Annotated in this window: 17 protein-coding genes; 1 reads left to right on the forward strand and 16 read right to left on the reverse strand. The window is 35.2% G+C overall.

Going from position 1 to position 26,205, the window contains the following annotated elements; translation table 11 throughout:
- Positions 1 to 103 precede the first annotated feature (103 nt).
- The 7 genes from J0J69_RS02770 to J0J69_RS02800 form a co-directional block, all read right to left on the reverse strand.
- Positions 104 to 271 carry a hypothetical protein gene (locus J0J69_RS02770; protein ID WP_172676250.1) on the reverse strand — a complete coding sequence of 56 codons (168 nt, stop codon included), beginning with the start codon at positions 269 to 271 and terminating at the stop codon, positions 104 to 106.
- Positions 272 to 357: 86 nt separating this feature from the next.
- On the reverse strand, positions 358 to 2,784 hold the full coding sequence (recD2, locus tag J0J69_RS02775; RefSeq protein ID WP_055276524.1) for an SF1B family DNA helicase RecD2: 2,427 nt from the start codon (positions 2,782 to 2,784) through the stop codon (positions 358 to 360).
- A 15-nt stretch (positions 2,785 to 2,799) separates the two neighbouring features.
- Positions 2,800 to 3,933: a tRNA 2-thiouridine(34) synthase MnmA gene (mnmA, locus tag J0J69_RS02780; RefSeq protein ID WP_055276526.1), complete on the reverse strand. Its 1,134-nt coding sequence runs from the start codon at positions 3,931 to 3,933 to the stop codon at positions 2,800 to 2,802.
- Between the two features lie 198 nt (positions 3,934 to 4,131).
- Positions 4,132 to 5,082, reverse strand: a complete 951-nt coding sequence (locus J0J69_RS02785) for an ABC transporter permease (RefSeq protein ID WP_055243233.1) — start codon at positions 5,080 to 5,082, stop codon at positions 4,132 to 4,134.
- On the reverse strand, positions 5,082 to 6,179 hold the full coding sequence (locus tag J0J69_RS02790) for an ABC transporter permease (protein WP_055304703.1): 1,098 nt from the start codon (positions 6,177 to 6,179) through the stop codon (positions 5,082 to 5,084). The genes J0J69_RS02785 and J0J69_RS02790 overlap by 1 nt, the downstream gene beginning before the upstream one ends.
- Positions 6,179 to 7,708 (reverse strand): ABC transporter ATP-binding protein, encoded by a 1,530-nt coding sequence (locus tag J0J69_RS02795; RefSeq protein ID WP_055276529.1) that lies wholly within the window; start codon positions 7,706 to 7,708, stop codon positions 6,179 to 6,181. The genes J0J69_RS02790 and J0J69_RS02795 overlap by 1 nt, the downstream gene beginning before the upstream one ends.
- 305 nt (positions 7,709 to 8,013) lie before the next feature.
- Positions 8,014 to 9,141, reverse strand: a complete 1,128-nt coding sequence (locus J0J69_RS02800) for a BMP family lipoprotein (RefSeq protein WP_212724437.1) — start codon at positions 9,139 to 9,141, stop codon at positions 8,014 to 8,016.
- Positions 9,142 to 10,341: 1,200 nt separating this feature from the next.
- Between J0J69_RS02800 and J0J69_RS02805 the strand changes: the two genes are divergently transcribed.
- Positions 10,342 to 11,445: a BMP family lipoprotein gene (locus tag J0J69_RS02805; protein ID WP_212724438.1), complete on the forward strand. Its 1,104-nt coding sequence runs from the start codon at positions 10,342 to 10,344 to the stop codon at positions 11,443 to 11,445.
- Positions 11,446 to 12,106: 661 nt separating this feature from the next.
- On the opposite strand, the gene J0J69_RS02810 is transcribed toward J0J69_RS02805, so the two are convergent.
- From J0J69_RS02810 to pnp, 9 genes are all read right to left on the reverse strand, one after another.
- Entirely contained in the window at positions 12,107 to 13,228 is a 1,122-nt protein-coding gene (locus J0J69_RS02810; RefSeq protein ID WP_212725585.1) for a BMP family lipoprotein, read from the reverse strand.
- Positions 13,229 to 13,731: 503 nt separating this feature from the next.
- Entirely contained in the window at positions 13,732 to 16,011 is a 2,280-nt protein-coding gene (locus tag J0J69_RS02815; protein ID WP_212725586.1) for an FtsK/SpoIIIE family DNA translocase, read from the reverse strand.
- A gap of 127 nt (positions 16,012 to 16,138) precedes the next feature.
- Positions 16,139 to 17,827 (reverse strand): ribonuclease J, encoded by a 1,689-nt coding sequence (locus J0J69_RS02820; RefSeq protein ID WP_238581206.1) that lies wholly within the window; start codon positions 17,825 to 17,827, stop codon positions 16,139 to 16,141.
- An 853-nt stretch (positions 17,828 to 18,680) separates the two neighbouring features.
- The gene (gene dapA / locus J0J69_RS02825) at positions 18,681 to 19,562 is read right to left on the reverse strand and encodes a 4-hydroxy-tetrahydrodipicolinate synthase (RefSeq protein ID WP_212724051.1); all 882 of its coding nucleotides are present in this window, start codon (positions 19,560 to 19,562) and stop codon (positions 18,681 to 18,683) included.
- An 18-nt stretch (positions 19,563 to 19,580) separates the two neighbouring features.
- Positions 19,581 to 20,618 (reverse strand): amino acid kinase family protein, encoded by a 1,038-nt coding sequence (locus tag J0J69_RS02830; protein WP_055276541.1) that lies wholly within the window; start codon positions 20,616 to 20,618, stop codon positions 19,581 to 19,583.
- 1 nt (position 20,619) lies between these two features.
- Entirely contained in the window at positions 20,620 to 21,657 is a 1,038-nt protein-coding gene (locus J0J69_RS02835; protein WP_055304689.1) for an aspartate-semialdehyde dehydrogenase, read from the reverse strand.
- Positions 21,657 to 22,493: a hypothetical protein gene (locus J0J69_RS02840; protein WP_055276544.1), complete on the reverse strand. Its 837-nt coding sequence runs from the start codon at positions 22,491 to 22,493 to the stop codon at positions 21,657 to 21,659. The genes J0J69_RS02835 and J0J69_RS02840 overlap by 1 nt, the downstream gene beginning before the upstream one ends.
- 134 nt (positions 22,494 to 22,627) lie before the next feature.
- On the reverse strand, positions 22,628 to 23,560 hold the full coding sequence (locus J0J69_RS02845) for a polysaccharide deacetylase family protein (RefSeq protein ID WP_055244906.1): 933 nt from the start codon (positions 23,558 to 23,560) through the stop codon (positions 22,628 to 22,630).
- A 394-nt stretch (positions 23,561 to 23,954) separates the two neighbouring features.
- Positions 23,955 to 26,063, reverse strand: a complete 2,109-nt coding sequence (gene pnp, locus J0J69_RS02850) for a polyribonucleotide nucleotidyltransferase (protein WP_212724441.1) — start codon at positions 26,061 to 26,063, stop codon at positions 23,955 to 23,957.
- Positions 26,064 to 26,205 lie beyond the last annotated feature (142 nt).

The following is a 26,205-nucleotide window of genomic DNA, read 5'->3' on the forward strand; positions in this document are numbered from 1 at the left end:
ATTTTATCTCAGGGTTTCAAGCTTTTTTTTGGATTTCACCAAATAATTACGTGAAATCTGACTAAAATGAAGAAAAACTCTCCCACCAGGAGAGAGTTTTTTCTTAAAATGGCATCATATCATGAATACAATCTTGCCAACAATCCATTTGTCGGCGACATTTTCTCATTTGTCGCTGAAATTGTCTTCGATAATAGCGTGGATCATCATAATACATAAATGTTGCCACTAACGTAACAGCAAAGAATAAGAATAATACCATCTTCTTCATGTAGTTCACCTCACTTCAACATGATAGTCTTAGTTTGGGTGATTTCACTTTTTTTATGTCCGAATTCCGACAAAATTAGCAAATAACTATTCCTCCATAAAGTCGTATGGCGTTATCCCTTCCAATTGTTCTTCATCCAAATAATCAAATGGAATATGGTGCTCTTTAAAGTAATCAGCAAATGGATTTTCTTTTGGCACTTGTTCCTTCTGAAGATCAAAACGAAGTCTTAATGTCGTTTGACGTTCTTCGCCTTCATTTTTAACTCCTTTATCAAAGGCTAAATATTCACCAATGACAATCAATGATCTTTTAGCACGCGTAATTGCTGTATAAATGAGCTTTTTTTGAAGCATGACATGATAAGCATGCGTCATTGGTAAAATTACAATGGGATATTCTGATCCTTGTGATTTATGAACTGAGACACAGTAAGCGTGTGTTAAGTTTTGAAGATCACCTTTTTTATAGGTCACTTCTTTCGTATCAAAACAAGCAATCAGCTTTTCTTCTTTATCATCATTTTCATTTTTATAAGAAATACCAATGACTTCTCCTACATCACCATTCATCACTCCCGTTTCTGGTTGATTGGCTAACTGTAAGACTTTATCACCAATTCGAAAAATACGTTGACCAAACGTCATCTCACGCTTATTTTGTTCATCAGGTGGATTGAAAATTTCTTGTAACATGACATTTAAACTATCAATCCCACAATCACCTCGATACATCGGAACTAGAATCTGAACCTCATTAGCCGTATACCCTTTGGAAATGGCATTTTCAACAATTTGCTTTAAATAAACAGGAATCTGTTGGTGTGTCGCTTCAACATATAAACGGTCAGGCTTTTTCACTCGTAAATCATCTGGAAGATGATTATTTTTCACCGCATGAGCTAAGGAAATAATGGATGAGTCTTGTGCCTGACGATGAACGGTTAATAATCTCGTTAGGGGAATAGCCCCACTTTCAATTAAATCTTTCAATACCTGTCCCGGCCCAACCGACGGTAACTGATTATCATCACCAACTAAAATAACTTGTGCGCCAGTTTTGATACTTTGAAAAAGCTGAAAAGCAAGTAGGGTATCAAGCATTGAACTTTCATCAATGATAATTAAGTCATAGTCAAGCTGAGAAAACTCATCATGCTGAAAAACACCATCTACGCCATAACCAAGTAAACGATGGATGGTTGAGGCCTTAAGTCCTGTCGTTTCTGTCATTCGTTTGGCAGCACGCCCAGTGGGGGCAGCTAAAGCAATTGGAAATGGCTTTTCAGAAGTAGCATATTTAGTGGGATCAAGTGAAAGGTGATGAAGTAAGCCGTAAGCTTTTAAAATCCCTTGAACAACGGTCGTTTTACCTGTTCCTGGTCCACCTGTAATGATACTAACTGGCTGTTTTAACGCCATTTTAATAGCCTCTTCTTGCTCAGGAGAATAAGTGATCGCCATTTCGTCCTTTAATTCGCTAATCGTATTTAAGACTTGCTCATCTTCTGCTTGAACTTCGGTTTGAAGCCTCATGATTGATTCAGCAATGCCCTTTTCACTATTCACAAGAAGCGGAATAAATAGAAAATCTCCTTCAATATAGATCTTTTTCTTTTGAATTAACGCTTGGATTTGACCTTCAATTTGAGCTAAGTCCAATAATTGATTCGACTTTTGATTTAAATATTGTAGAGCACTTTGAAGAAGCTGTTTATGATACACATACGTATGACCTTTTTGAATCGCAATTTGATCGATGACATAAAGTAAAGCTGCACGAATGCGTCTTGGGTCATCACTTGCAACCCCTAATCGTTTTGCCAGTTCATCAGCTTTAATAAAACCGATTCCCTCAATATCATCAATTAAACGATAAGGATTCTCTTGAATAATCTCAAGGGCCTGATACTGATATTTTTTAAAAATCTTCATGACTAATCGAGGGCTTAAATCGTAACCGTAAAGTGGTGCTAAAATTTGTTCCGTCCCTTGTTGATCAACTAACGTTGCATATAATTTATCGGCTAACTTCTTAGAAAGTTTCGGCACCTCATCTAACGCTTGACGATTTCTTAAAATGACATCAATCGCATTTTCTCCTAATGTCTCTACAATCTTTTCAGCTGTTTTTTGTCCAATTCCCTCAAAGATATCGCTACTCAAATAATGAACAAGTGACGATTTCCCACGAACCGTGACACTGTCATATGACGTCGCTTGAAATTGCCACCCGTATTTTGGATGTTGCGTCAAACTTCCATTAAAACGATACGTTTTATGAGACACTAATTTAGGAAAATAACCTGATACTGTAATTTTATGATGTTCTTCTTTATCATTTAACCCTAACGTATCAATCACTTTCTCATCCACGGATTTATATGCCAATTTTAGTTGTTCTTCGTTGCATTGGTACTCAGTCACTAAAACAGTTCCAATAGAGAAGCCATTGTCCTCATTAAAAAATATAGAATCTAAAAATATCCCTTGAATATAGTTGGCTTCTCCCATTAAATTCATCCTCTCTTAATACATGCGACGTTCTCCATCTTTAAAGGCTGCTTCGATACGTCCGCCACCTAAGCAAACGTCACCTAAATAAAAGACAGCTGCTTGCCCTGGTGTAACCGCGCGAACTGGATCTGACATACGAACCTTTAATGTCTCATCATCCATCCACTCTAATTCAACATTAACATCTGGTTGTCGGTAACGGAATTTCGCTGTACAAGTAAATGTTCCAGTAAATTTCTCACTTGGAATCCAGTTTACATTTGATACATGCGCTTCATCAGCATACACATACTCGTGATCAAACCCTTGACCAACATATAAAATGTTTTCTTTTAAGTTTTTCCCAATCACGAACCATGCATCACCTTTTCCACCAATTCCAAGACCTTTACGTTGACCAATCGTATAATACATTAATCCGATATGCTCACCCATGACTTCACCATCTAACGTTTGCATTTTTCCTGGTTGTGCTGGTAAGTAGTTTTGTAAGAATTGCGTAAAGTTACGCTCTCCAATGAAGCAAACCCCTGTTGAATCTTTCTTTTTCGCAGTTGCTAATTCCATCTTCTCTGCAATTTCACGAACTTCTGATTTTTGTAATTCACCAACCGGGAATAATGTTTTGCTCAATTGAGCTTGTGTCAACTGACTTAAGAAATAAGTTTGATCCTTATTATTATCTACCCCACGTAACATTTTCACTTCTTCACCATGTTCAACACGTGCATAATGCCCCATGGCAATGTAGTCACACCCTAAATTCATGGCATAATCTAAGAAGGCTTTAAATTTAACTTCTTTATTACACATAATATCTGGATTTGGTGTACGTCCTGCTTTATATTCATCTAAGAAATACATAAACACACGATCCCAATATTCTTGAACAAAATCCACACGATGAAGTTTGATTCCTAATTGATCAGCAACAGCTTTGGCATCCATATAATCCACTTCTTGTGGACAAACATCATCATTAACCGTTGGATTTCCTAAAATATCCGAGTTAGCAGCACTATCCCAATTTCGCATGAACACCCCCTCTACATCGTAGCCTTGTTCTTTTAATAAGTAAGCAGCCACTGAAGAGTCCACACCACCTGACATCCCAACGATGACTTTTTTTCCTTTATTTAAACTCATTTATTGAACCTCCAATATTCTTATATATATATCTTTATCGTCTAACAGACGGCATCATTTTCAAGCAAGTTTACTATAGTATCGTGCATGGACATGATGTTCTATTCTTTATTATAAGCAAAAACGACTGGATAAGCAATGCTTGACGATTTTCGACCACTTTTAATCAAAAAAAAGACAGTTTAAACTGTCTTTTTTTTAACGTTTTCCTTTATCGTATGGCTCACCCGCTGCTTTTGGTCCAACAATGTTGCGACTAAAAATCATTAAGGCAACAAGTGTCATCACATATGGTAACGCATTATAGAATTCCATTGGAATTTCAAGTGATTTTAATGTATCGTTAATTAAAGCTAATTGTCCTAATGTCTTCATAAATCCGAAGAAGAATGAAGCAAATAAAACTGACCATGGATTCCATTTACCGAAGATTAAAGCGGCTAATGCTAAGAATCCAAGACCGGCTACTGATCCATTAAACTCATTCGATGTCGTAACAATAATAATTGCTCCTCCAAGACCGGCTAAGAATCCTGAAGCTAATACACCAATGTAACGCATTTTATAAACATTGATTCCCATTGAATCGGCTGCTTGAGGATGCTCCCCACAAGCACGTAAACGTAAACCAAATGATGTTTTAAAAACAATATACCATGTTAAGATAACTAATCCTAAAACGATGAATGTTGTTAAATACATTTTACTAAAGAATAATGGCCCAATGACAGGAATATTAGATAAAACTGGCGCATCAAAGCGAGAAACACCTTTAACGATACTAATATTTTGTGATCCTGTTAACGTACGAGCTAAGAAGATCGTTACAGCAGGTGCTAATAAGTTAATGGCTGTCCCTGAAATAACTTGATCGGCCTTTAAATTAATACTTGCATAGGCATGAAGTAATGAGAAGGCACAACCGGCCACTCCTCCTAATAAAATTCCGATCCAAATAATCGAATCATTTCCAGCATAAAATTGATTAATAAATAAGGCTGTTGTAAAGCTTCCGACAATCATTAATCCTTCAAGACCAATGTTGACAACCCCACTACGCTCACTAAATAAACCACCTAATGCCGTCACTAACATAGGTGCTGTGAAGGCTAAGGCATAAGGCATCATTGAAACAATAAAATCCCACATTATTTCGCACCTCCATCTTTTTTCTTAGGAGCTACTTTTTTAAAGAAGCTTTGGATTAATAAAGCAATTGCTGAGAAGTAAATAATTGTTGAAATAATAATATCAATTAATTCACTTGGGATATTTGACATAGCTTGCATGAATGCTCCCCCAACCTTCATAAATCCAAATAACGCTGCTGATAAGAACACTCCGATTGGTGTATTTAAACCAAGTAATGCAACGGCAATTCCATCAAAACCTTGTGCTGGTAAAACCCCAACCTTAATATGGTTTGTATATCCTACATAGAATGTTGCCCCTGCAAGACCTGCTAATACACCGGCAATAATCATTGAAAGAATAATATTACGTGTTACTTTCATCCCTGCATATTGAGCGGCATCTTGATTATATCCAACGGCTTTTAGCTCATAACCAAATGTTGTTTTCTCTAAAATAAACCAAACAATAAAACATGCAATAATGGCAAGGATTAACCCTAAGTTAACCGCTGACCCACTAAAGAATGAAGTCATCCATTCTGTTTTTAATGACGCCGTTTCTAAAATAGTCGCTGACTCAGTTGAATACTTACCAGGAATTAATACTTTAACCGCGTATTGTACACCCCAAAGCGCAATATAGTTCATCATGATTGAAGTAACAACCTCATGAATTTTAAACTTTGCTTTTAAAAGACCTGGAACAATCGCCCAAACCCCACCAGCAATCATCGCACCAATCACCGCGACCGGTAAGTGAATAAAACGTGGTAAATCAAGAGTTGCCCCTAAATAGACCGCCATAAATCCACCGACTAACATTTGACCTGTGACCCCGATATTAAATAATCCTGTTCTAAAGGCAAATGCTACAGAAAGACCTGTTAAAACCAATGGTGTCATTTGTAATAGCCCATTACCAAATTGTTTAAAGTTTCCTGATAAAATCCCTTTAAATCCACCTTGGAATAAATAAGTGAATCCTTCAACTGGATTATATCCTAATAGGAATAAAACAACAAATCCAACCATAAATCCAAGAACTACTGAAGCAAAAGGTGATAATTTCTTTTGAACAGCATCATCTGATAAATTAAACTTAAATTTCTTCATTACTGCTCACCTCTTTCGCGACCGGCACCAGCCATTAACAATCCAATTTCTTGTTCATTCGTTTTAGCTGTTTCAAGGATTCCAACAATCTCTCCTTCATAAATAACAGCAATACGGTCTGAAACATTTAAAATCTCATCTAATTCTAAGGAAATTAATAAGACTCCACGACCTTTATCGCGTTCTGCAATTAATTCACGATGAACATATTCAATCGCACCAACATCAAGTCCACGTGTTGGTTGAGCAGCAATTAATAATTTTGGTGAACGAACAACTTCACGACCGATAATCGCCTTTTGTTGATTACCACCAGACATACTACGTGTTGTAGTGATACTTCCTTGACCACTGCGAACATCAAAACGTTCGATTAATGTTTCTGATTGCTCACGAATCGCCTTACGGTTTAAAACTCCACCTTTACTGAATGGTTGTTGATAGTATGTTTGTAAAATGAAGTTATCTTCTAATGAATACTCTAAGACTAATCCATGTTTATGACGATCTTCTGGAATATGACCGATTCCTGCTTCTGTACGCTGACGAACTGACATTTTACTAATATCTTTACCATTTAATTTAACTACTCCGCTATCTGCTGGTTTTAATCCTGTAATAGCTTCAATTAATTCGGTTTGCCCATTTCCTTCAATTCCAGCAACCCCTAAGATTTCACCTTCACGCAATGTTAATGATAAATTCTTAAGCGCCTCAACACCGCGAGCATTTTTCACACATAAATTTTCAACTTCAAGAATTGGAGCCCCTACTTTAGCTTCTTCTTTGTCTAATTTAAATGTAACTTTACGTCCAACCATTAAATCAGCTAAATCTTGTTCTGATACTTCATCAACGACAACCGTTCCAATTCCCTTACCTTTACGGATAATCGTACAATGTTTAGCAACAGCTTTAATTTCTTTTAATTTATGGGTGATAATAATGATTGATTTTCCTTCAGCTGTTAATTGCTTCATGATTTGCATTAAATGCTCAATTTCTTGAGGTGTTAAAACAGCTGTTGGCTCATCGAAAATTAAAATTTCAGCATCACGATATAACATTTTTAAGATTTCAACACGTTGCTGCATCCCAACTGAGATATCCTCAATTTTCGCATATGGATCAACGTGCAGGTTGTAACGATCTGATAATTCAGCGACGCGTTTTGCGGCCTTTTTAATATCAACGCGACCTCCAAATAGTTTGGGTTCACTTCCTAAAATGATATTTTCAGTAACAGTAAAGTTGTGAACTAATTTAAAGTGTTGGTGCACCATCCCAATTCCAAGTTCCGTTGCAACGTTCGGATCGGTAATTTTCACTTCTTTCCCGCGAACCTTGATGCATCCACCATCTGGTTTATAAAGCCCGAATAATACACTCATTAACGTCGACTTTCCAGCACCATTTTCTCCTAAAAGGGCATGAATTTCTCCTGGCTCGACTTGCAACGTAATATTATCGTTGGCTTTAATCCCTGGAAACTCTTTTGTAATATTGAGCATCTCAATAACGTATTCCATAGCGTTACCCCTTTCTACAATTAGTGTAATGTCCTCTGTACCTTTTTTGATTCTTCATTTAATTTCGGGATTTTCGAATCGTTTTGCTGTTAGAGTTTAATAATTTTTAGAACTATAGACGACTTTTCAAACTAGTGCCTATTCCTATCTATTATAGGATATTCCGAGCTCCATAATCAACAAAAAATATCGAAATTTGTAAAAAGTTATGTAATTTATGAATATTCTTTCAAAAATCATTACTTTTTCATAAAAAAAAGTACACGAACATGAGTCCGCGTACTTTCATCCTCTTTAATCAATGATTAGTTCCCTGATAAATTAAGATGACTTGCATCAAATCCTAAGTCTTCTAACATTGCTGTCACTTCATCTAATTCAGTTGGAACTACAATTGTTCCATTTTTAATTAATTCGAATGCTTCATCAGCTGCTTGTTGTGTCGCTTCAGATAAGTTTGGATTTTCAGCTGGTAATCCTACTCCATCATTTTTAGCATCCATTGTGATCACTTGCCCACCAGTAAATGTTCCATTTACTAATTCATCAATTTTGTCATATGCTGCATTATCGATACGTTTAATCGCTGATGTTAAAATAACTGAACTTCCATCAGAAATGATTCCATCTTCATATTGGTCAACGTCTACACCGATGACGTAAACATCATCTCCAGCTTCAGCGCGTTGTTTTGCCTCAGCAATAACACCGTTTCCAACTCCACCTGCTGCAACAAAGACAACATCAATACCTTTATCATACATTCCACCAGCTTGAGCTTGTCCACCTGCTACATCATTGAATGTCCCATTATATAAATAGTCTGCCACTTCAACATTTGTTCCTAAATTTGCATTAGCATATGCAACCCCTGTTACAAATCCGTATCCGAATTTTTGCACGGCTGGAATAACCATTCCACCGATGAATCCAACTTTACCTGTTTTTGTTTCAAGAGCTGCCGCAATTCCTGCTAAGAATCCAGCTTCTTGCTCAGCAAAGTAAATTGCAACTGAATTTTCAGCTACTCCACCTTCAGGTTCTCCATCAAGAATCACAAATTTTGTTTCTGGATTTTCTCCTTGTAATTTTCCAATCGCTTCTTCAAATTTAAATCCTGGTGCAATAATCATTTCATTTCCTGCTGTTAATAAGTTACTAGCAGCTTCTAAATAATCTTGAGTTGCTTCTCCACCTGGTTGGATGTATTGAGCTACAATTGACCCTTTTTCTGATTCGTAACGTTTAATCCCTTCCCAAGTTCCTTGGTTAAATGACTTATCATCAATTGTTCCTGAATCTGTCATCATTCCGACTTTAATTTTGGCTTCTCCGTTTGTTGTTGTTCCTTTGTCACCCTCACCTGTTCCACAAGCTACTAATCCTAAACTTGCAGCTAAGGCAATCGTTAACATTGAAAATTTCTTTTTCATATTTATATGGCCTCCTCATAATCAATACAGCAATAGTGTAACAAATTTCATAAATTATGTAAATCTTTATTCGTCATTTTTTTACTTTTTTTCATATTTTTTTCTCATTTATTACTTTTTTCTGTATTAAATTACATTTTATACCTTATAGTAACTAAACTATAATTTTAACGCTGATCTAATTCCCTTTGATTTACCGTCATTCATATAAAATCGCCATCGTAGTTTCGTACTATCACTCCCTTTGATTTGCAACTCAATTGATCTTCAACTTTTGTCGATTAAAAAACTCAAATTCAAGCATTCCTACACTTTTATATTTTTCATTCGTGTTTCACCCAAATATAGTCAGAAAAAGCTTAATTTATTTGAACTTGATTTACAAGATAAGCTCTATACTAGAACTACTTTTTGCATTTTTTAAGTGTCTACATTGATTTTTTGAGCTCTATTAAACAAAACTGTTGTTATCAACTCTTTTTCTACTTGAAAGAGATAGACTCTTTAAAAACGATATTCAATAACCATTGATATCAAACGATTCATCATCAATAAGATGATCTAATATAGCTATTTTTTTCGACAACATTTTTATCCGCAACAAATAGCACCTAAGAAGTCATTTAAGTCTTTTAAACGTTTGTTTATTTCTTTTGATGAAAGCCCCTCTGTTGTTCAAATAGTTTGTGATCCACCCCTTAGCATCGTAAGTCAGATTGAGGCAATAACACTTTCCAATGAATATTTAATCTTTTAAGTAATCCCCTATTTTCATTTACACTCCATTATGACAATCCACTCATTTTTTTCAAGAAAGATAAGTGTCCAAGAAATGTTTTTATTCCTCCTGCTTATTCAATCACTTTTTCCCCTAAAATATTTGAGTCATAATGCTTTAATCATTTGACAAGTTATAGCTTAAAAGATGATTCCATTAAATAAAAACTGTGATCCCTTCATAAAATTTCTGCTTTAGAATCGGTGAAATCGTTAGGACACGATAAATCAGAATTAGATTTTTATTCTTAGTTATCTAGCACTTTCAACGAATTAAAAACCATAAAAATACCATTAAAACCTATTTTTGTAATAAATTCGACAAAAACTGAGTTTTTTGAAAAAATTAAAAAAAAATAATTTACAAGCTAAAATTATTTTGTTAGAATGAAAATTCATCACAAATGAGGAGGCCATACAACGATGAAAAATAAATTTTCAATGTTAACTATTGCTATCGCTGCAAGTTTAGGCTTAGTAGCGTGTGGAGGAACAACTGAATCAGCAGGAGACAACATTAAAATTGGGATGATGACGGATTCAGGAACAATTGATGATAAATCATTCAACCAAGCAACTTGGGAAGGAATCAAACGTTACGAATCAGAAAACGGGACAATCGTAGCTCAATACATTAAACCAATTGGAGAAACAACAGCTGATTATATGCAAGCAGCTGATGACTTAATTACAGCTGGAAATCAAATGATCATTGCCCCAGGATTCAAATTTGACGAAGCCATTACAAAATTACAAGAACAATACCCAGACATTAAATTTGTAATGATTGATGGACAACCAGAAGAGGTGGCTGAAAATACAATTGCTATTTATTTCGCTGAGCATGAAGCCGGATTCTTAGCAGGAATTACAGCAGCCTTAGAAACAAAAACTGGTAAAGTTGGATTCATCGGTGGAATGAAAAGTGAATCTATTGAAAAATTCGGATATGGTTATGTTGCTGGTGTAGCCTATGCTAATAAACACTTCGGAACAAATGCTGAAGTGGTAGACTACTTATATAATGGAACATTTACAGATGTTGCTGGTGGACAGGCACAAGCAGGTAGTATGTATGACAAAGGAATCGATATCATCTTCACAGCTGCTGGACGTGTAGGTAGTGGTGTTATTACAGAAGCAAAAACACGTGCTGAAGCTGGAGACAAAGTTTACGTCATCGGTGTCGATGTTGATCAATATGAAGATGGAATCTACAACCAAGAAACTAATGAATCAGTCATCTTAACATCTGCACTTAAACGAGTGGATAATGCCTCTTACACTAAAGTTGATGAATTTATCAACGGAACATTCACAGGTGGAGAAGTGATCACAATGACTGCTGAAGTTGATGGAGTTGGTTTACCAGAAACAAACCCTAACTTAACAACTGAGACACAAGAAACAGTCAATGAATTATTAGCAAACATTAAAGCTGGAAACTTAGTTATTCCTTCAACCGAGGCCGATGTACAATCTTTCTTAAGTGAGATGGGATACCAAGGAGCAAAAATTAACTTTTAATTATTAATTAAAAAGAGTCGTCTTTAACACTAAGACGACTCTTTTTTGTATTGAAATCTAATCCCGATCATAGTTCTCTTGTCAAAAGATTTCATACAACGTTCCTTTTATCTCTATGAATAAAAATTATCGCTAGATTTTGTACAAGCCCTGGATTAAAAATCTATGTTCTATTAAATCTAATAATTTTAGAACATAGATTTTCTTAAAGATTAGATTATTTTCCATTAATTTTAAAGAAATTTTCCCTCTTCCCCCCCCTCATTCAATAACTCTGCCTCACTAGAATCTTTTAATCCCCTTCTCTTCACTAGAATAATTATTGAAATTTTATGACTAATGAATGCTTGATCTATTTAATATCAAGCCAGCCAAATTGTCCTTTTGAATAAAAAATACTTGTTAATTCTTACTTATAAAATATAAATCATATAATGTTTGATAATAATAGACGCTACTCATCAGAGGACATGTCTCCAATCACTTTTGAAATTCAACTTTTCTAACATTCACGTCCCATCTTTTTTCGCGAAAAAATCAAATTTAAATAACTAACCCCATGGCTATTCTCATAAACATACAAACCTATCTTAATGATAGTTATTAACAAACTTCAATTAAACAAAAAAACTAACTATCATATGATAGTTAGTTTTGATTATTATTTATAGTTGATTGTATTTGCTTGGTATCCAACTTCAGCTAAGAATGTATCTAATTCTTCGCCTGTTACTGGGACAACTAATGCACCTGATTGAATTTGAGCTAAAGTATCATCAACTTTCGCTTGTGTATCTGTTGTTAAGTTAGGGTTAGTTTCTGGTAACCCAACTCCGTTAGTTTTTGCATCCATTGTAATAATTTGTCCACCTGGGAAGTTTCCTTCACCGTAAGCTTTTAATGCATCATAAACGGCAACGTCAATACGTTTAATAGCAGATGTTAAAACAACAGAACTTCCATCATTCATTAATCCTTCATCGTATTGATCCACATCAACTCCGATGACGTAAACTTTTTCTCCAGCTTCAGTACGTGCCTTCGCTTCATTGATAACTCCATTTCCAACTGCTGCTGCTGCCGAGAAGATGATATCAATTCCTTTATCATACATTCCACCAGCCATCATTTGACCACCTTGAACATCATTGAATGTTCCTTGATATTGATAGTCAACTACTTCTACATTTGTTGCATAAGCCTCGTTTGCATAAGCGACACCTGCTAAGTAACCCCATCCAAAACGTTCAACAGCTGGAATTTTCATACCACCAATAAATCCAACTTTTCCTGTTTGTGATTGTAATGCTGCAGCCACACCTGCTAAGAATCCAGCTTCATGTTCTGCGAAATAAATAGCTGTTGTATTCTCAGCCATTGTCGCTGGTTCTCCATCTAAAATAACAAATGAAACTTCTGGATTCGCTGTTTGAAGTTCAGTGATGGCTTCTTCAAACTTAAATCCTGGAGCAATAATTACATTATTTCCAGCCATCATTAAGTTATCTGCAGCACTTAAATAATCAGCTGTCGTTTCACCATTTGGCTGAACGTGTTGCCCTTTAACTCCTTTATGATCATCTGTATAAGCTAAAATTCCTTCCCAAGTTCCTTGGTTAAATGATTTATCATCAATTGTTCCTGAGTCGATCATCATTCCTACTTTGAAGTTTACATTATCAGTTCCAGTTGTCGAACCTGATTCCCCCTTGTCACTACTACATGCTACTAAAGCGATCATAGCAACCATCGTTACGATTAACATTGATGTGAATTTTCTCATAGTTGTCCTCCTAGTTCTAAAATTTCCTTGAATAAGTCTATCAGAAAGAGGTGGTTTTGTAAACATATATATTAAATTTACATTTTTTTACAAAAACACTACATTCATTGACTAATTTTATTATTTGAACTTTTTAAAACGATATGAGTTTTTTTTCACTTTCTATTATTAAATAAGCATAAAAACCACTTTCATTAAAGAATTCACCTAACAAAAGCAATTCTATCAACTAGTCTTAACCTTCTCCATAAGTGAAATCATCTCCTGCTATCTACTCACTCAAATCTTTCATTTCTCTTCATGACTTCTTACTGCTTTTACTAGATGATGACGTGTGCCTCTTCTTTTGGCCTTTAAATCTAAAAGAAGGTCGTTGTAATGACAACGACCTTCTTTTATTTTTAGAACACCCAATTTCTAATGATTCTAATCACTAACTACATCTCTGCCGATTAATCTAGAACAAGTTAATTTTTAATAGGAAGGTGCTTGTATCGATATTTTTATAAATTCGCTACCATCTCATGATACTGACTTTCGGTCATTAATACCTCTCGCGGTTTGCTTCCTTCACTTGGTCCAATTAATCCACTTGATTCTAAATCATCCACAATACGTGCTGCACGATTATACCCGATTCTAAATCGACGCTGCAATAAAGAAGCCGAAACTTTCTTCGTTTCAACAATATAAGCTAGTACTTCTCTCATCAGTGGGTCCTCCATCATTTGTCCTTCATTTTGTACCTGCTCAATATTTTCTAAGAAGTCTTGCTTCACCTCTTCAGGTTCAACTTGTGATTTAATAAATTCAACGATTCGAACGACTTCATCATCTGAGATAAATGCTCCTTGAACACGAGTTGGATTTGATGCTCCCATCGGTAAAAATAGCATATCCCCTTTACCGAGTAATTTCTCAGCTCCTGGCATATCAATAATCGTACGTGAATCAACAGCCGATGAAACCCCAAATGCAATACGTGATGGAATATTTGCTTTAATAACTCCTGTAATAACATCTACTGAAGGGCGTTGCGTCGCAATAATCAAATGAATCCCTGCGGCACGCGCCATCTGTGTTAAACGCATAATACATTCTTCCACTTCTTTTGAAGCCACCATCATTAAATCCGCTAACTCATCAATAATAACCACAATAAATGGAAGCAACGGTTTAGTACTCTCTTGCGTTTCATTATATTGCTTCAAATACTCATTATAACCTTCGATATTACGTGTTCCACTTTCACTAAACAACTCATAACGATACTCCATCTCAGAAACAACTTTCTTCAAAGCTAATGAAGCTAGACGTGGATCCGTTACAACCGGTGCGAGTAGATGGGGAATGCCATTATAACCATTTAACTCTACCTTTTTCGGATCAATCATTAACATTTTTACCTCATTTGGTGTCGAACGCATTAAAATACTACAAATAATCGTATTAATACAAACCGACTTTCCTGAACCTGTTGCCCCAGCAACGAGTAAGTGCGGCATTTTATTTAATGGAGAATAGACCGTTTTCCCTGAAATATCTCGCCCTAATACCATTAATAATTTTTCTTTTTGTTGTTTTTGAGGGACTTCTTTAACAATCTCTTTAAAAGTAACCAGCGTTTGCTTTGGATTTGGCACCTCAATTCCAATCGCTGATTTCCCTGGAATCGGAGCTTCAATTCGAATTCCTTTTGCAGCTAAAGCTAAGGCGATATCATCCGTTAAGTTTAAGATTTTACTGACCTTAACTCCGACATTCGGTAAGATTTCAAACCTTGTGACGGCAGGGCCAATATGAACCTCCTGTACCTTTGCCTTGACATCAAAGTTTTTGAACGTATCCTCTAATTTTCTAGCTTGGGCCTTTGCACTAACAAGCAATCGTTGTGAATTATTCGTTTGTTGATAATCAACCAATAAGTCAAGTGGTGGCAAAATATAGTTTTCATCATTTAAAACAGGTAAATCCATCTCAATGACAGGCTCACTCACTTCATGCGGAGGCTGCTTATCAAACTCTTTAATTTTAAATTCATTTCCTTCATCTATGAGTTCTTCTACTTCTTCAATTTCAATTGCTTCCTCATCTACTGTTTCATTAAGTAAGGTCACGACTGTCGCATGATCAGGTTCCTCTTCCTGAACTTCCTGGCGTTGACGAATTTTTTTAGCTTTAACACTTTTCTTTTTAGAGGCCTGCTCTTGACGCTGCTTCATCTGATAATCTTTGATTCCCTCGTATAAGTCTTTAAACGTTAAATTACAGATGAGTAAAGTTCCATAACAAAGGACTAATAAAGCTACAGCATACAAACCAATGGACGTAATTAATGGAACTAATACCCCATAAATCACAGCTCCAATCAACCCACCTCCGACTGTAAATGACGAATTTAAAAGATCGTTCGAAAAATAGTAATTCCACATCCCTCCAAGTAATGCAATATCATGAGCATTAAACTCTCGGTATACCGGAAGATGACTAAAAACAATTAGTGAAATAAACACTAAATACCAACCAATCTGCTTTGCGCTAAAGAAAGTTGGAATTTGACGTTTAACGATCATACGCCCCCCATTTACAAGCATCGCAATGGCAATGAGCCAAAAAAATTCTCCAAAGACAAATAATCCGACTTGCTTAAAAAATGTTCCAATTAACCCAAGCTGACCAAGCATCAAAATAGCTAGTAACACTAAGACAATTCCGATCAACTCTAAATATAAATCATTTAAAATAGTTTGTTTTTTATGTTTAACTTTCTTTTTGCTTGCCATATTCATACCTCTATCATTTCAATGTTAATGTAACTATTATCTCATAAAATTCATTTTTTTCCATTATTATTCTGACTTCTTCTCACAAAAAAACTACCTCTCGATCTGAGAGATAGTTTTCTAAATATTATAAATTAAACTCTTCAACAATAGGAATGATAATAGGTTTGCGTTTCGTTTTATTAAATAATAATTTTCCAACTTTATCACGTAACTCTTGACGTAATCCTTGCCAGTTAACATACTGTTCTGTCACGAATTGACCAATAATGTTACGAACTAATTCATCTAATAATTTATATAATTCTTCATTTCCTTTTTCGTAAACAAATCCTTTACTTACGATTTGTGGTCCCGCTACAATTTCTTTTGTATTTTTATTTAAGTTAGCAATCACAACGATAATTCCGTCATTTGCCATGAGTTGACGATCACGTAAGACAACACTTCCAATGTCACCAACACCTAATCCGTCCACTAATACTTGATCAATTTGAATATGTTCTGTATGGTTCACTAGTTCCCCTTGTTGGAACTCAACGACATCACCATTATCTAATAAAATAATGTTCTCTGAATGATATCCCATTTGCTCTGCTACTTTCGCATGAGCCACTAAATTGCGATATTCCCCAATAACCGGCATAACGTACTGTGGTTTTAATAAATTCATCATTAACTTCAAATCTTCACTACTTGCATGTGACGATGGTAATAGATTTTTATTAATCACACAAACTTGTGCTCCTGTGCGATATAACATATCAATCGTACGTGCCGCTTTAATCTCATTCCCTGGAATTGGCGGTGTCGCTATAATGACTGTATCTGTTTTTTCGATATGAATTAAACGGTCTTGATGTTTAGCCATACGAATTAATGAATTAAATGGCTCATAACGATTACCTGTCGCTAATACGACTAAATTTGATAAGTTATTATCATTTTTCTCATCAATATATAATAAGTTCATTAACATTGATTTTGGAATACGTAAGTATCCTAATTTTACTGCAATATCGACAATACGTTGCATTTTACGTCCAATAATGGCAATCTTACGTTTATATTGAACAGCTAAGTCAATGACTAACTGAATTCGATGTAAATCTGAAGAGTATAATGAACAAATAATACGCCCACTCGCACGAGAGAAAACTTCATCTAACTCATACTGAAGTGAGGTTCCCGTACTTGTATGTCCAGCTTTTTCAGCATTGATACTTTCTGACAATAAGCAAAGAACACCTTCTTTTGAAATTTCTGAAATACGTGCATAATTTGTTTGATAGCGACCCTTTGCACTTTGATCAAACGTAAAATCAGAAGTATAGACAATCACTCCGTCAGTTGTATGAATACAAATCGCTACTGAATCTGGAATACTATGAGTGGTTTTAAAGAAGGTTACTTTAATCTCTCCAAAGAATAATTCATTATTTTCACGGATTTTATAAAGTTTATATTGTTTAAAATCTAGTCCATTCTCCGTTAATGAATCTTCTACTAAAGACATCGTTAAGCGTGTTCCATAGACTGGAACATTAATAATACTCAATAATTGAGGAATAGCGCCAATATGATCTTCATGACCATGTGATAAAAAGACCCCTTGAATGCGAGAAGCGTTCTCTTTTAAATAAGTGAAATCTGGGATGACGGCATCAACCCCTAATAAATCTTCCGTTGGATATTTTAACCCTGCATCTAAAATAAAGATTTTATCATTAACTTCTACTACATATAAGTTTTTCCCATTTTCATCGAGTCCACCTAAAGCAAATACTTTAATTTTTTGTTCTACTACTGATGCCACATTCTTATCGTTGTCAATGATATGAAACAAAATTTCGTTTCACTGGTTACGTCAGTTGACAACGATTCACCTCCTTTAATTTAATTTTTTAACTTAAAAGTTTCTCACTGTAACCTAATTAGTCACAATCTGACTCACTATGTCATTTTCATATCAATGATATAAAAGGTAAGATACCCCTTACTTTTTATCATGAGTTTATAGGTTTCCTTTTTTTGAACGGGTCTTCTCTTCATTAAACTTTGATTTCTCATTCCAAATTGATCGTTTTATTTATTAAATGATACGGATACAAATTTGATTTTAAAAATAAATGAGCATGAGTTAGTGTCAATAAACATAAAATTTATGTTGTCCTATTTATCATTCGACGTCACGCATTATTACATACGTCCTTAATGTTCACTTTCTAAAAAACAATGACGACTAATCTATCAAAACGTTCCTCGTTTTGCAAAACTAAAGCTTAAACTAATCAGGAAAAGATACCATTCAATATGTGTTAATTATCAACTTAAGGATTGTTCTCTTTAACTAACTAAAAAAGATAGAGAACCTAACCTTCATTCGTATAAAAAGGAAAATGTTTATCTTCTACAATCATTATAGTACATCACGTCAGTAACTGACAAGTGTTACCGTCTTTTTTTTAGACAAACTATCGAAAATAAAGTCTATATAGAAACAGAGATGTATTTTAAAATTTAGATTCAATTTTAGTTTGTCAATCGATTCGATACTGGCTTCCCTCGCATTTACCAAGAAAATGTATCCTCTAATGATAGGGCTTTAAATCTTTTCATCATATAAAAAAACATCTGCCATTTAACAGAACAGATGTTTTTTTACAAGTTTATTCATCCAATAGTCCTCTAAGTTCATTAAAAAGTTCTAGAGCTTCGAATTGATCCATCTCAACTAGCGGAAGTCGAAGTCCTCCAACCTCCATTCCAAGTTGATTTAATATCGCCTTAATTGGAATTGGGTTGGTTGTACAGAACAATCCTTTATAAAGAGGTTTTAACTTCTCATTCAAAGCTTCAGCTTCTTCAACTTTACCTTTTTGATAAAGCTGATAAATTTGATTCATTTGTAAACCAGCAACATGTGAAGCAACTGAGATTACGCCATCGCCTCCTAGTTTAATTGTTTCCAAATAATTAGAATCATCCCCACTATAGAGACAGAAGTGATCAGGGGCTTGTTCTTTTAACGCTTTTAATAAGTTTAAATCTCCACTAGAATCTTTAATCCCAACAATATTTTTGATTTCTGCTAATTCTAAAATACTTTCTAACGTTAAGCTAACGCCCGTCCGTGAAGGAATGTTATATAAAAGAATCGGCAAATCAGTTGAATTAGCAATTTCTTTAAAATGTGTCATCAATCCAACCTGATTCGGCTTATTATAATAAGGAGTGACCACCAACACCGCATCTGCACCAATTTCTTCAGCTAATTTCACATTATGAATCGTTGTTTTTGTATTATTCGTTCCTACACCTGCAATAATCGGAACCGTTCCACCCGCAAAATCAACTGCTGTTTCCCAAATTCTTAAGCGCTCAATCGCTGTTAAAGTAGGCGCCTCTCCCGTTGTTCCCGTAATCACTAAACTCGTTGATCCGTGTTTTAATAAATGAATAATCAACTTTCGTAAACTACTAATGTTTAGTTGATTATATTCATCAAATGGGGTTACCATCGCCGTAATAACCGGACCAAAACTTTTCATAACTCTCACATCCTTTACTTAAATTAAATTATAATGTAAAAAGTTTAATGTATCCTCAAGCTTCAAAGCATCGACGTAGAAGGTTAGTTCAACCGGTGTTCTTTGTTGATTCATCCAGCTCACACGAACATAATTTTCACTTTTAATGAATTCTAATTCGTTTTCTTTCAAGTAATGTTCAACTGCTTCTTCATCATGAACTTGTGCATACCAATACGCCCCTTGTTTAATTAATAACTCACAATTAATGGGGCAATTTAGCCCTAAAATTTCATAACGAGTATATCCTGATTTATACGTCAAGCTTAAGGTATTCACCTCCTCATCAACGACATAAGTTCCAATATGATCAGCCGTTGTGGAACGCAAACGTAAATTGACATGATTTTTTTTAGCTAACTCGACGGCTTTTAAATGAATAACTTTTGCTCCTCTTGCAGCAAGCGCAATCAAATTATCATAACTAATTTTCTCTAAGACACGTGCATTTTTCACTAATTTCGGATCAGCGGTCATGACCCCTTCAACATCGGAGTAAATATCAACATAACTCGCCTTTAAGGCACCCCCTAAGGCAACAGCTGACGTGTCACTCCCTCCTCGTCCGAGTGTGGTAATATGCCCTTCTAATGTTGTGCCTAAAAATCCCGGGGCAACTAACACATCATATTCATTAAATAAAGAAACTATTTTACTCGTTTCAATGGTAATAATATTAGCATTACTATAATTATTATCAGTTTTAATCCCTACTTCATCTGGAGCTAAAGAAGTGACGTTTAACCCTTGTTGTTGTAAAAAGTCAGACATCACAATACTCGAAATAATTTCTCCACATGAAAGTAGACGATCATTTTCACGCTTAGACACATGATAAGTCACAAGTTCCTTTAACGTATCAGTGGCGTATGGCTCCCCGCTTCTACCCATTGCTGATACAACAACTACAACTTTGTACCCTGCACTTACCTCACGCCGAATATGCTTAAATGCTTGAAATCTTGTTGCTTGATCCCGTACTGAGGTTCCACCAAATTTCATAACTACAATATCCATTTTAATCACCTAACAATCCATGACGATGCATATAATAAGCAATTTGCACACTATTTAAGGCGGCTCCTTTTAAGATATTATCAGCAACGACCCAAAAATGAACAACATTTTCCTCAAATAAATCTTTTCGAACACGTCCAACAAACACCTCATCTTGATGAGCTAAATACGAAGGCATTGGATATTCTTGATGTAAAATATTATCACGTAAGATGACATCAGGACTTTGCTTAAATACCTCAATAATTTCTTCTCGATCGTTAACTGGTTTTTTCAACTTAACTGTCACTGAGACACTATGACCATACCGAACAGGAACTCGAACACAAGTCGCATTCACTTTTAGCTCATAATCATCTAATATTTTTTGTGTTTCATTGATCATTTTGATTTCTTCTTTCGTATAACCTGATGACAAGAAGACATCAATTTGTGGAATGACATTATGGGCAATTTGATAATAAATTTTATCTGAACGCGTAGGTAAAATCTGTGGCTCATAAGACTCGTCACTTAATTCTTGCTCATACTCATATAAGGCTTTAGCTCCCGCTCCTGAAATCGCTTGATATGTTGAAACATTAACCGATTCAATCCCATAGGCTTCAATTAATGGTTTAAGTGCCACCACTAATTGAATAGTTGAACAATTTGGGTTCGCAATTAATGGCGTATTTTTGGATAAGACATGAGCATTTACTTCAGGAACGACTAATGGAATCGTTGGATCCATACGGAAAGCACTCGTATTATCAATGACAACTGCACCTTTTGACACGGCAATTGGAGCATACTTTAATGATACACTCCCACCCGCACTAAAAAACGCTAAATCAATGCCTTCGAATGAATCTTCTGATAACTCCTCAATGACAATTGGTTCCTTTTTAAACAAGAGAGTTTTTCCTGCCGATCGTTTGGAGGCGAGTAAACGTAAGGAAGAGACTGGAATAGGATAACGCTCTAGTGTTTCAATCATACTTCTGCCAACCTCACCACTTGCCCCAACGATTGCGACCGCATATCCATGTTGATTCATCACAATCTCCCCTTTTTTTCATTTAAGGCGATGTAATCTCTCACAAAGCGAAACAAATAATAAGCAGCTGTTTTTGGAGCGACAATACTAGGTAATGAACCAGCTAATTCTGATTGAATCCCTAATTGTTTCGCATAGTCAAAATCAACACCACCTGGTTTACTACTCACATCCATGATGTAACAATCTTTTCTCACATGGTTCAAGGCTTTTTCATCAAGTACCATCGCAGGTACAGTATTTACAATCACATCATAATGATGTAAATCTTCAACCATCAAGTCAATATGAATCGGATGCAATCCCATTTCAAATAATCGGGCTTCATCTTTTTTCTTTCTGAAGGTTACACTCACATATGCACCTAACGCTTTTAAATCTCTTGCAATCGTTAATGAAGTTCGACCTGATCCAATCACTAAAATCTCTGCTTGATGAATTGTAATATCTGTATTTTTAATGATGTTATAAATCACTCCTTCCGCTGTAGGAATAGAGTTATAAATTGCGACTTCATCATAATCAAAAATAACTTCACATTTTCTTGGAACAGACTTTAACAATGCCATTAATTTAGGATATCGAATCGGCGTAAAAATCACACAATCTTCTGGTAAACTTAATAAAACTTCTTCTGTTAAACGTAAATGAGTATTTGCAATTTGTCCACTTTCACTAATTCCACCAAAAGGCAAAATAAAATAATGCGTTTCCTTTAAAATATGAAAATCAAAGCTCACTGAATCACGATAATACTGAACAAGATCTAACCCACTATCACGGATGTACTCAGACAAATAATTCATCCGCTTATCATTGTTTATGATCAATATCATAATAACCACCTACCTCCTATCTACTTACGTAGTATTTTATGAAAACGAGAAAGGTCTGGTGACATATATCGATGTGATACTTCGGCAATAAAAAAAGCAACTCTTCATTTAAAAAGAGTTGCTTTTAATTTTAATTAACTACATTCTGGCCTAGTTCCTTGAACTATTTCATCAACAGTTTTAAATTGATATCCTTTTTCTTTTAATTGATTAATCATTGGTTCTAGTGCAATGACTGTTTCTGGTTTAGGATGCATTAAAATGAGAGCACCCGGCTCTAATTTTTTCATCACCCGACTAATCAGAACATCAGCACTTCCTCCCATCCAATCGATCGTATCTGCTGTCCACATAATTGAATACATTCCTTGATCATACGCAGCTTTTAACGTTCGATCATTAAACTCTCCAGCTGGAGGGGCAAAATAAATAATAGGTTCATTAATAATTGAACTTAAAACATCATTCGTCTTTTTAATTTCCTCAACGTATTGATCATAAGTAAATCCACCCCAACGTGAAGGATGCGAGTAAGAGTGGTTACCGATCAGATGACCATCATTATAAAGTTTTAACACTTGATTCTTATGATTTTCTGCATAACGACCTTCAAAGAAAAATGTGGCACGTACTCCCAAACGATCTAAAATCGTCATCATTTTATCCAACTCTTCTTCTCCCCAAGCCACATTAATGAGTAAAGAGACGTACTGACCTTCTTCATTTCCTTTATAGATAGGTCTTTCACGGAATTGTTCAGGATCTTGTTTATAATCAATTTTCTTACAAACAATGAGTGAAGGATCAAACTCTCCATTTAACAACATCTTATTATAAGACAACTCATAATCAACTTCAGCACCTACTAGACCAGGAACAAAATCCCAAACACTATCTATTCTCGGTTCAACAGCTTCAAATCGATGAGTTTCCATATACTCAACTAGCTTCAAATGAATTTCATCATTCATATTTGAAACTGAATAGGCTTTATGATAAAAATTAACACCGATTAACAGTGTGACATAAGCAACAATCCCTAAGACTGCTCCTATCTTTTGCTTCACAGCTTTCACCTCTAGTCATACGATTTAATCTTTAACAGTGTGCCACGATTACTATCAGTTTATTCATTTTTTACTCAAATTTATCATTTGACTTTAATGTTTGATGACATAAATCTAATAAATTGTAAAAAAATGCTATTTTAAGCTAGAGGAGTCATGACCAAAGATTGAATACCTTATCTCTCATTTATTAAAAAACTAAATCATCCTCTCTTCAAATATTATTATTAAAATGCCCCTATGGATCAGTAGCAGTCCCTGTCTAACAGGAGAGCACAACCTTCATAATCCTCCTTATCCTATTAACATCAACTCTTTTGAATCTATCTATTTTATGATACAAAAATTTGTTAAAATAAATCCAAAATAAAAACTCGCCAATGGCGAGTTTTTATTATTCTGCTTGTTGCTCCGCTTGTACTTTCATCGCTTCTTTGCGTGATAAATTCACACGTCCACGATCATCAATTTCTGTTACTTTAACATAAATTTGATCCCCAACATTCACAACATCTTCTGTTTTAGCTACACGTTCTTCTGCTAATTGAGAAATATGTACTAATCCATCTTGTCCAGGGAAGATTTCAACAAAGGCACCGAATTTTTCAATACGAACAACTTTACCTAAATAAATCTTACCGACTTCTACCTCACGAACGATATCCTCAATCATCGCAACCGCTTGATTAATATTTTCTGTGTTGTCATGTAAGATATAAACTGTTCCATCTTGTTCAATATCGATTTTAACCCCTGTTTTATCAATGATTTCATTGATTTGTTTTCCACCAGGTCCAATCACATCACGGATTTTATCCACTTTAATTGTCATCACTTTAATTTTTGGAGCGTAAGCTGATAAATCGTCACGAGTTTCAGCAATTGTTCCTAACATATGATTTAAGATTTGCATACGTCCAACTTTAGCTTGTTGAAGGGCCTCTTCTAAAATCTCACGGCTTAACCCTTCAATTTTGATATCCATTTGTAAAGCAGTAACCCCTTGCGCTGTTCCCGCTACTTTGAAGTCCATATCTCCTAAATGATCTTCCATCCCTTGGATATCAGTTAAAACTGTATAATTTTCACCTTTTTTAACAAGCCCCATGGCAATCCCTGCAACTGGTGCTTTAATTGGAACTCCAGCCGCCATTAATGCCATCGTAGATGCACAAATTGAAGCTTGAGACGTTGAACCATTTGATTCTAAAACCTCAGATACTAAACGCACTGTATATGGGAATTCTTTTTCAGATGGCATTACTTGTTTTAACGCACGCTCTCCTAAAGCCCCATGACCAACTTCACGACGACCTGGTGCTCCATAACGTCCCGTTTCTCCAACTGAGAATGGAGGGAAGTTATAGTGGTGCATGAAGCGTTTTGTTTCTTCAACTTCAAGTCCATCTAACATTTGGTGCTCATTTAAAGCGCCTAATGTACAAATTGATAAGGCTTGTGTTTGTCCACGTGTGAATAACGCTGATCCATGTGTACGAGGTAATAAATCGACACGAGATGATAATGGACGAATCTCATCAATTTTACGACCATCCGGACGTACTTTTTCATCTGTGATTAAACGGCGTACTTCTTCTTTAACGATTTTATTTAAAACTTCTTTAACTTGTTTTAATTCTTTTTCAGTGACCTCTTCTGCCTCAAACACTTCTAACACACGTTTCTTTACCGCATCAATTGCTTCTTGACGTGCATGTTTTTCAACTACTTGAATAGCCGCTAACATATCTGCTTCTGCCATTTCACGTACACGTGCATTAATGTCTGCATCGATTTCATATAAGTTTAATTCCATTTTTTCCTTTCCAATTTCAGCAACAATTTGCTCTTGGAAGGCAATAATTTGTTTGATAGCATCATGACCGAACATGATAGCTTCTAACATCACTTCTTCTGGAACTTCTTTTGCTCCAGCTTCAACCATGTTGACTGCATCTTTTGTTCCAGCTACTGTTAAATCGATATCTGAATTTTCTAATTGCTCAACCGTTGGATTTAACACGAATTCTCCATTGACACGACCTACAATGACCCCAGCAATTGGTCCTTCAAACGGAATATCTGAAATAGATAAAGATAATGATGATCCAATCATCGCTGATACTTCTGGTGAGTTATTATGATCCACACTCATGACATAGTTGATGACTTGTACATCATTACGGAATCCATCAGGGAATAATGGACGAATAGGACGGTCAATTAAACGACCTGCTAAAATCGCATGTTCACTTGGACGCCCCTCACGTTTAATAAATCCACCAGGTACTTTACCTACGGCATAAAGACGTTCTTCATATCCAATTGTTAATGGGAAAAAATCTATATCTTTAGGTTCTTTTGAAGCAACACATGTTGATAAAACAACTGTATCACCATAACGTACTAAAACCGAAGCATTCGCTTGCTTTGCTAACTCACCAATCTCAAAAGTTAATGGACGGCCAGCTAACTCAAACGAATAAACGTGTTTATCTGACATATATATTACTCCTTCATTTTCTACATTTATATTTATTCTTTTCTATCATACCATAAGCAAATAATTTAAAGAAATAATTTTTTTCATATTCATACCTAATTTGGCAACTTCACTAAAATTTTGCTTAAAAATAACCTTTTTC

This window comes from Turicibacter bilis (assembly GCF_024499055.1).
In the GTDB taxonomy this organism is placed as follows: domain Bacteria; phylum Bacillota_I; class Bacilli_A; order MOL361; family Turicibacteraceae; genus Turicibacter; species Turicibacter bilis.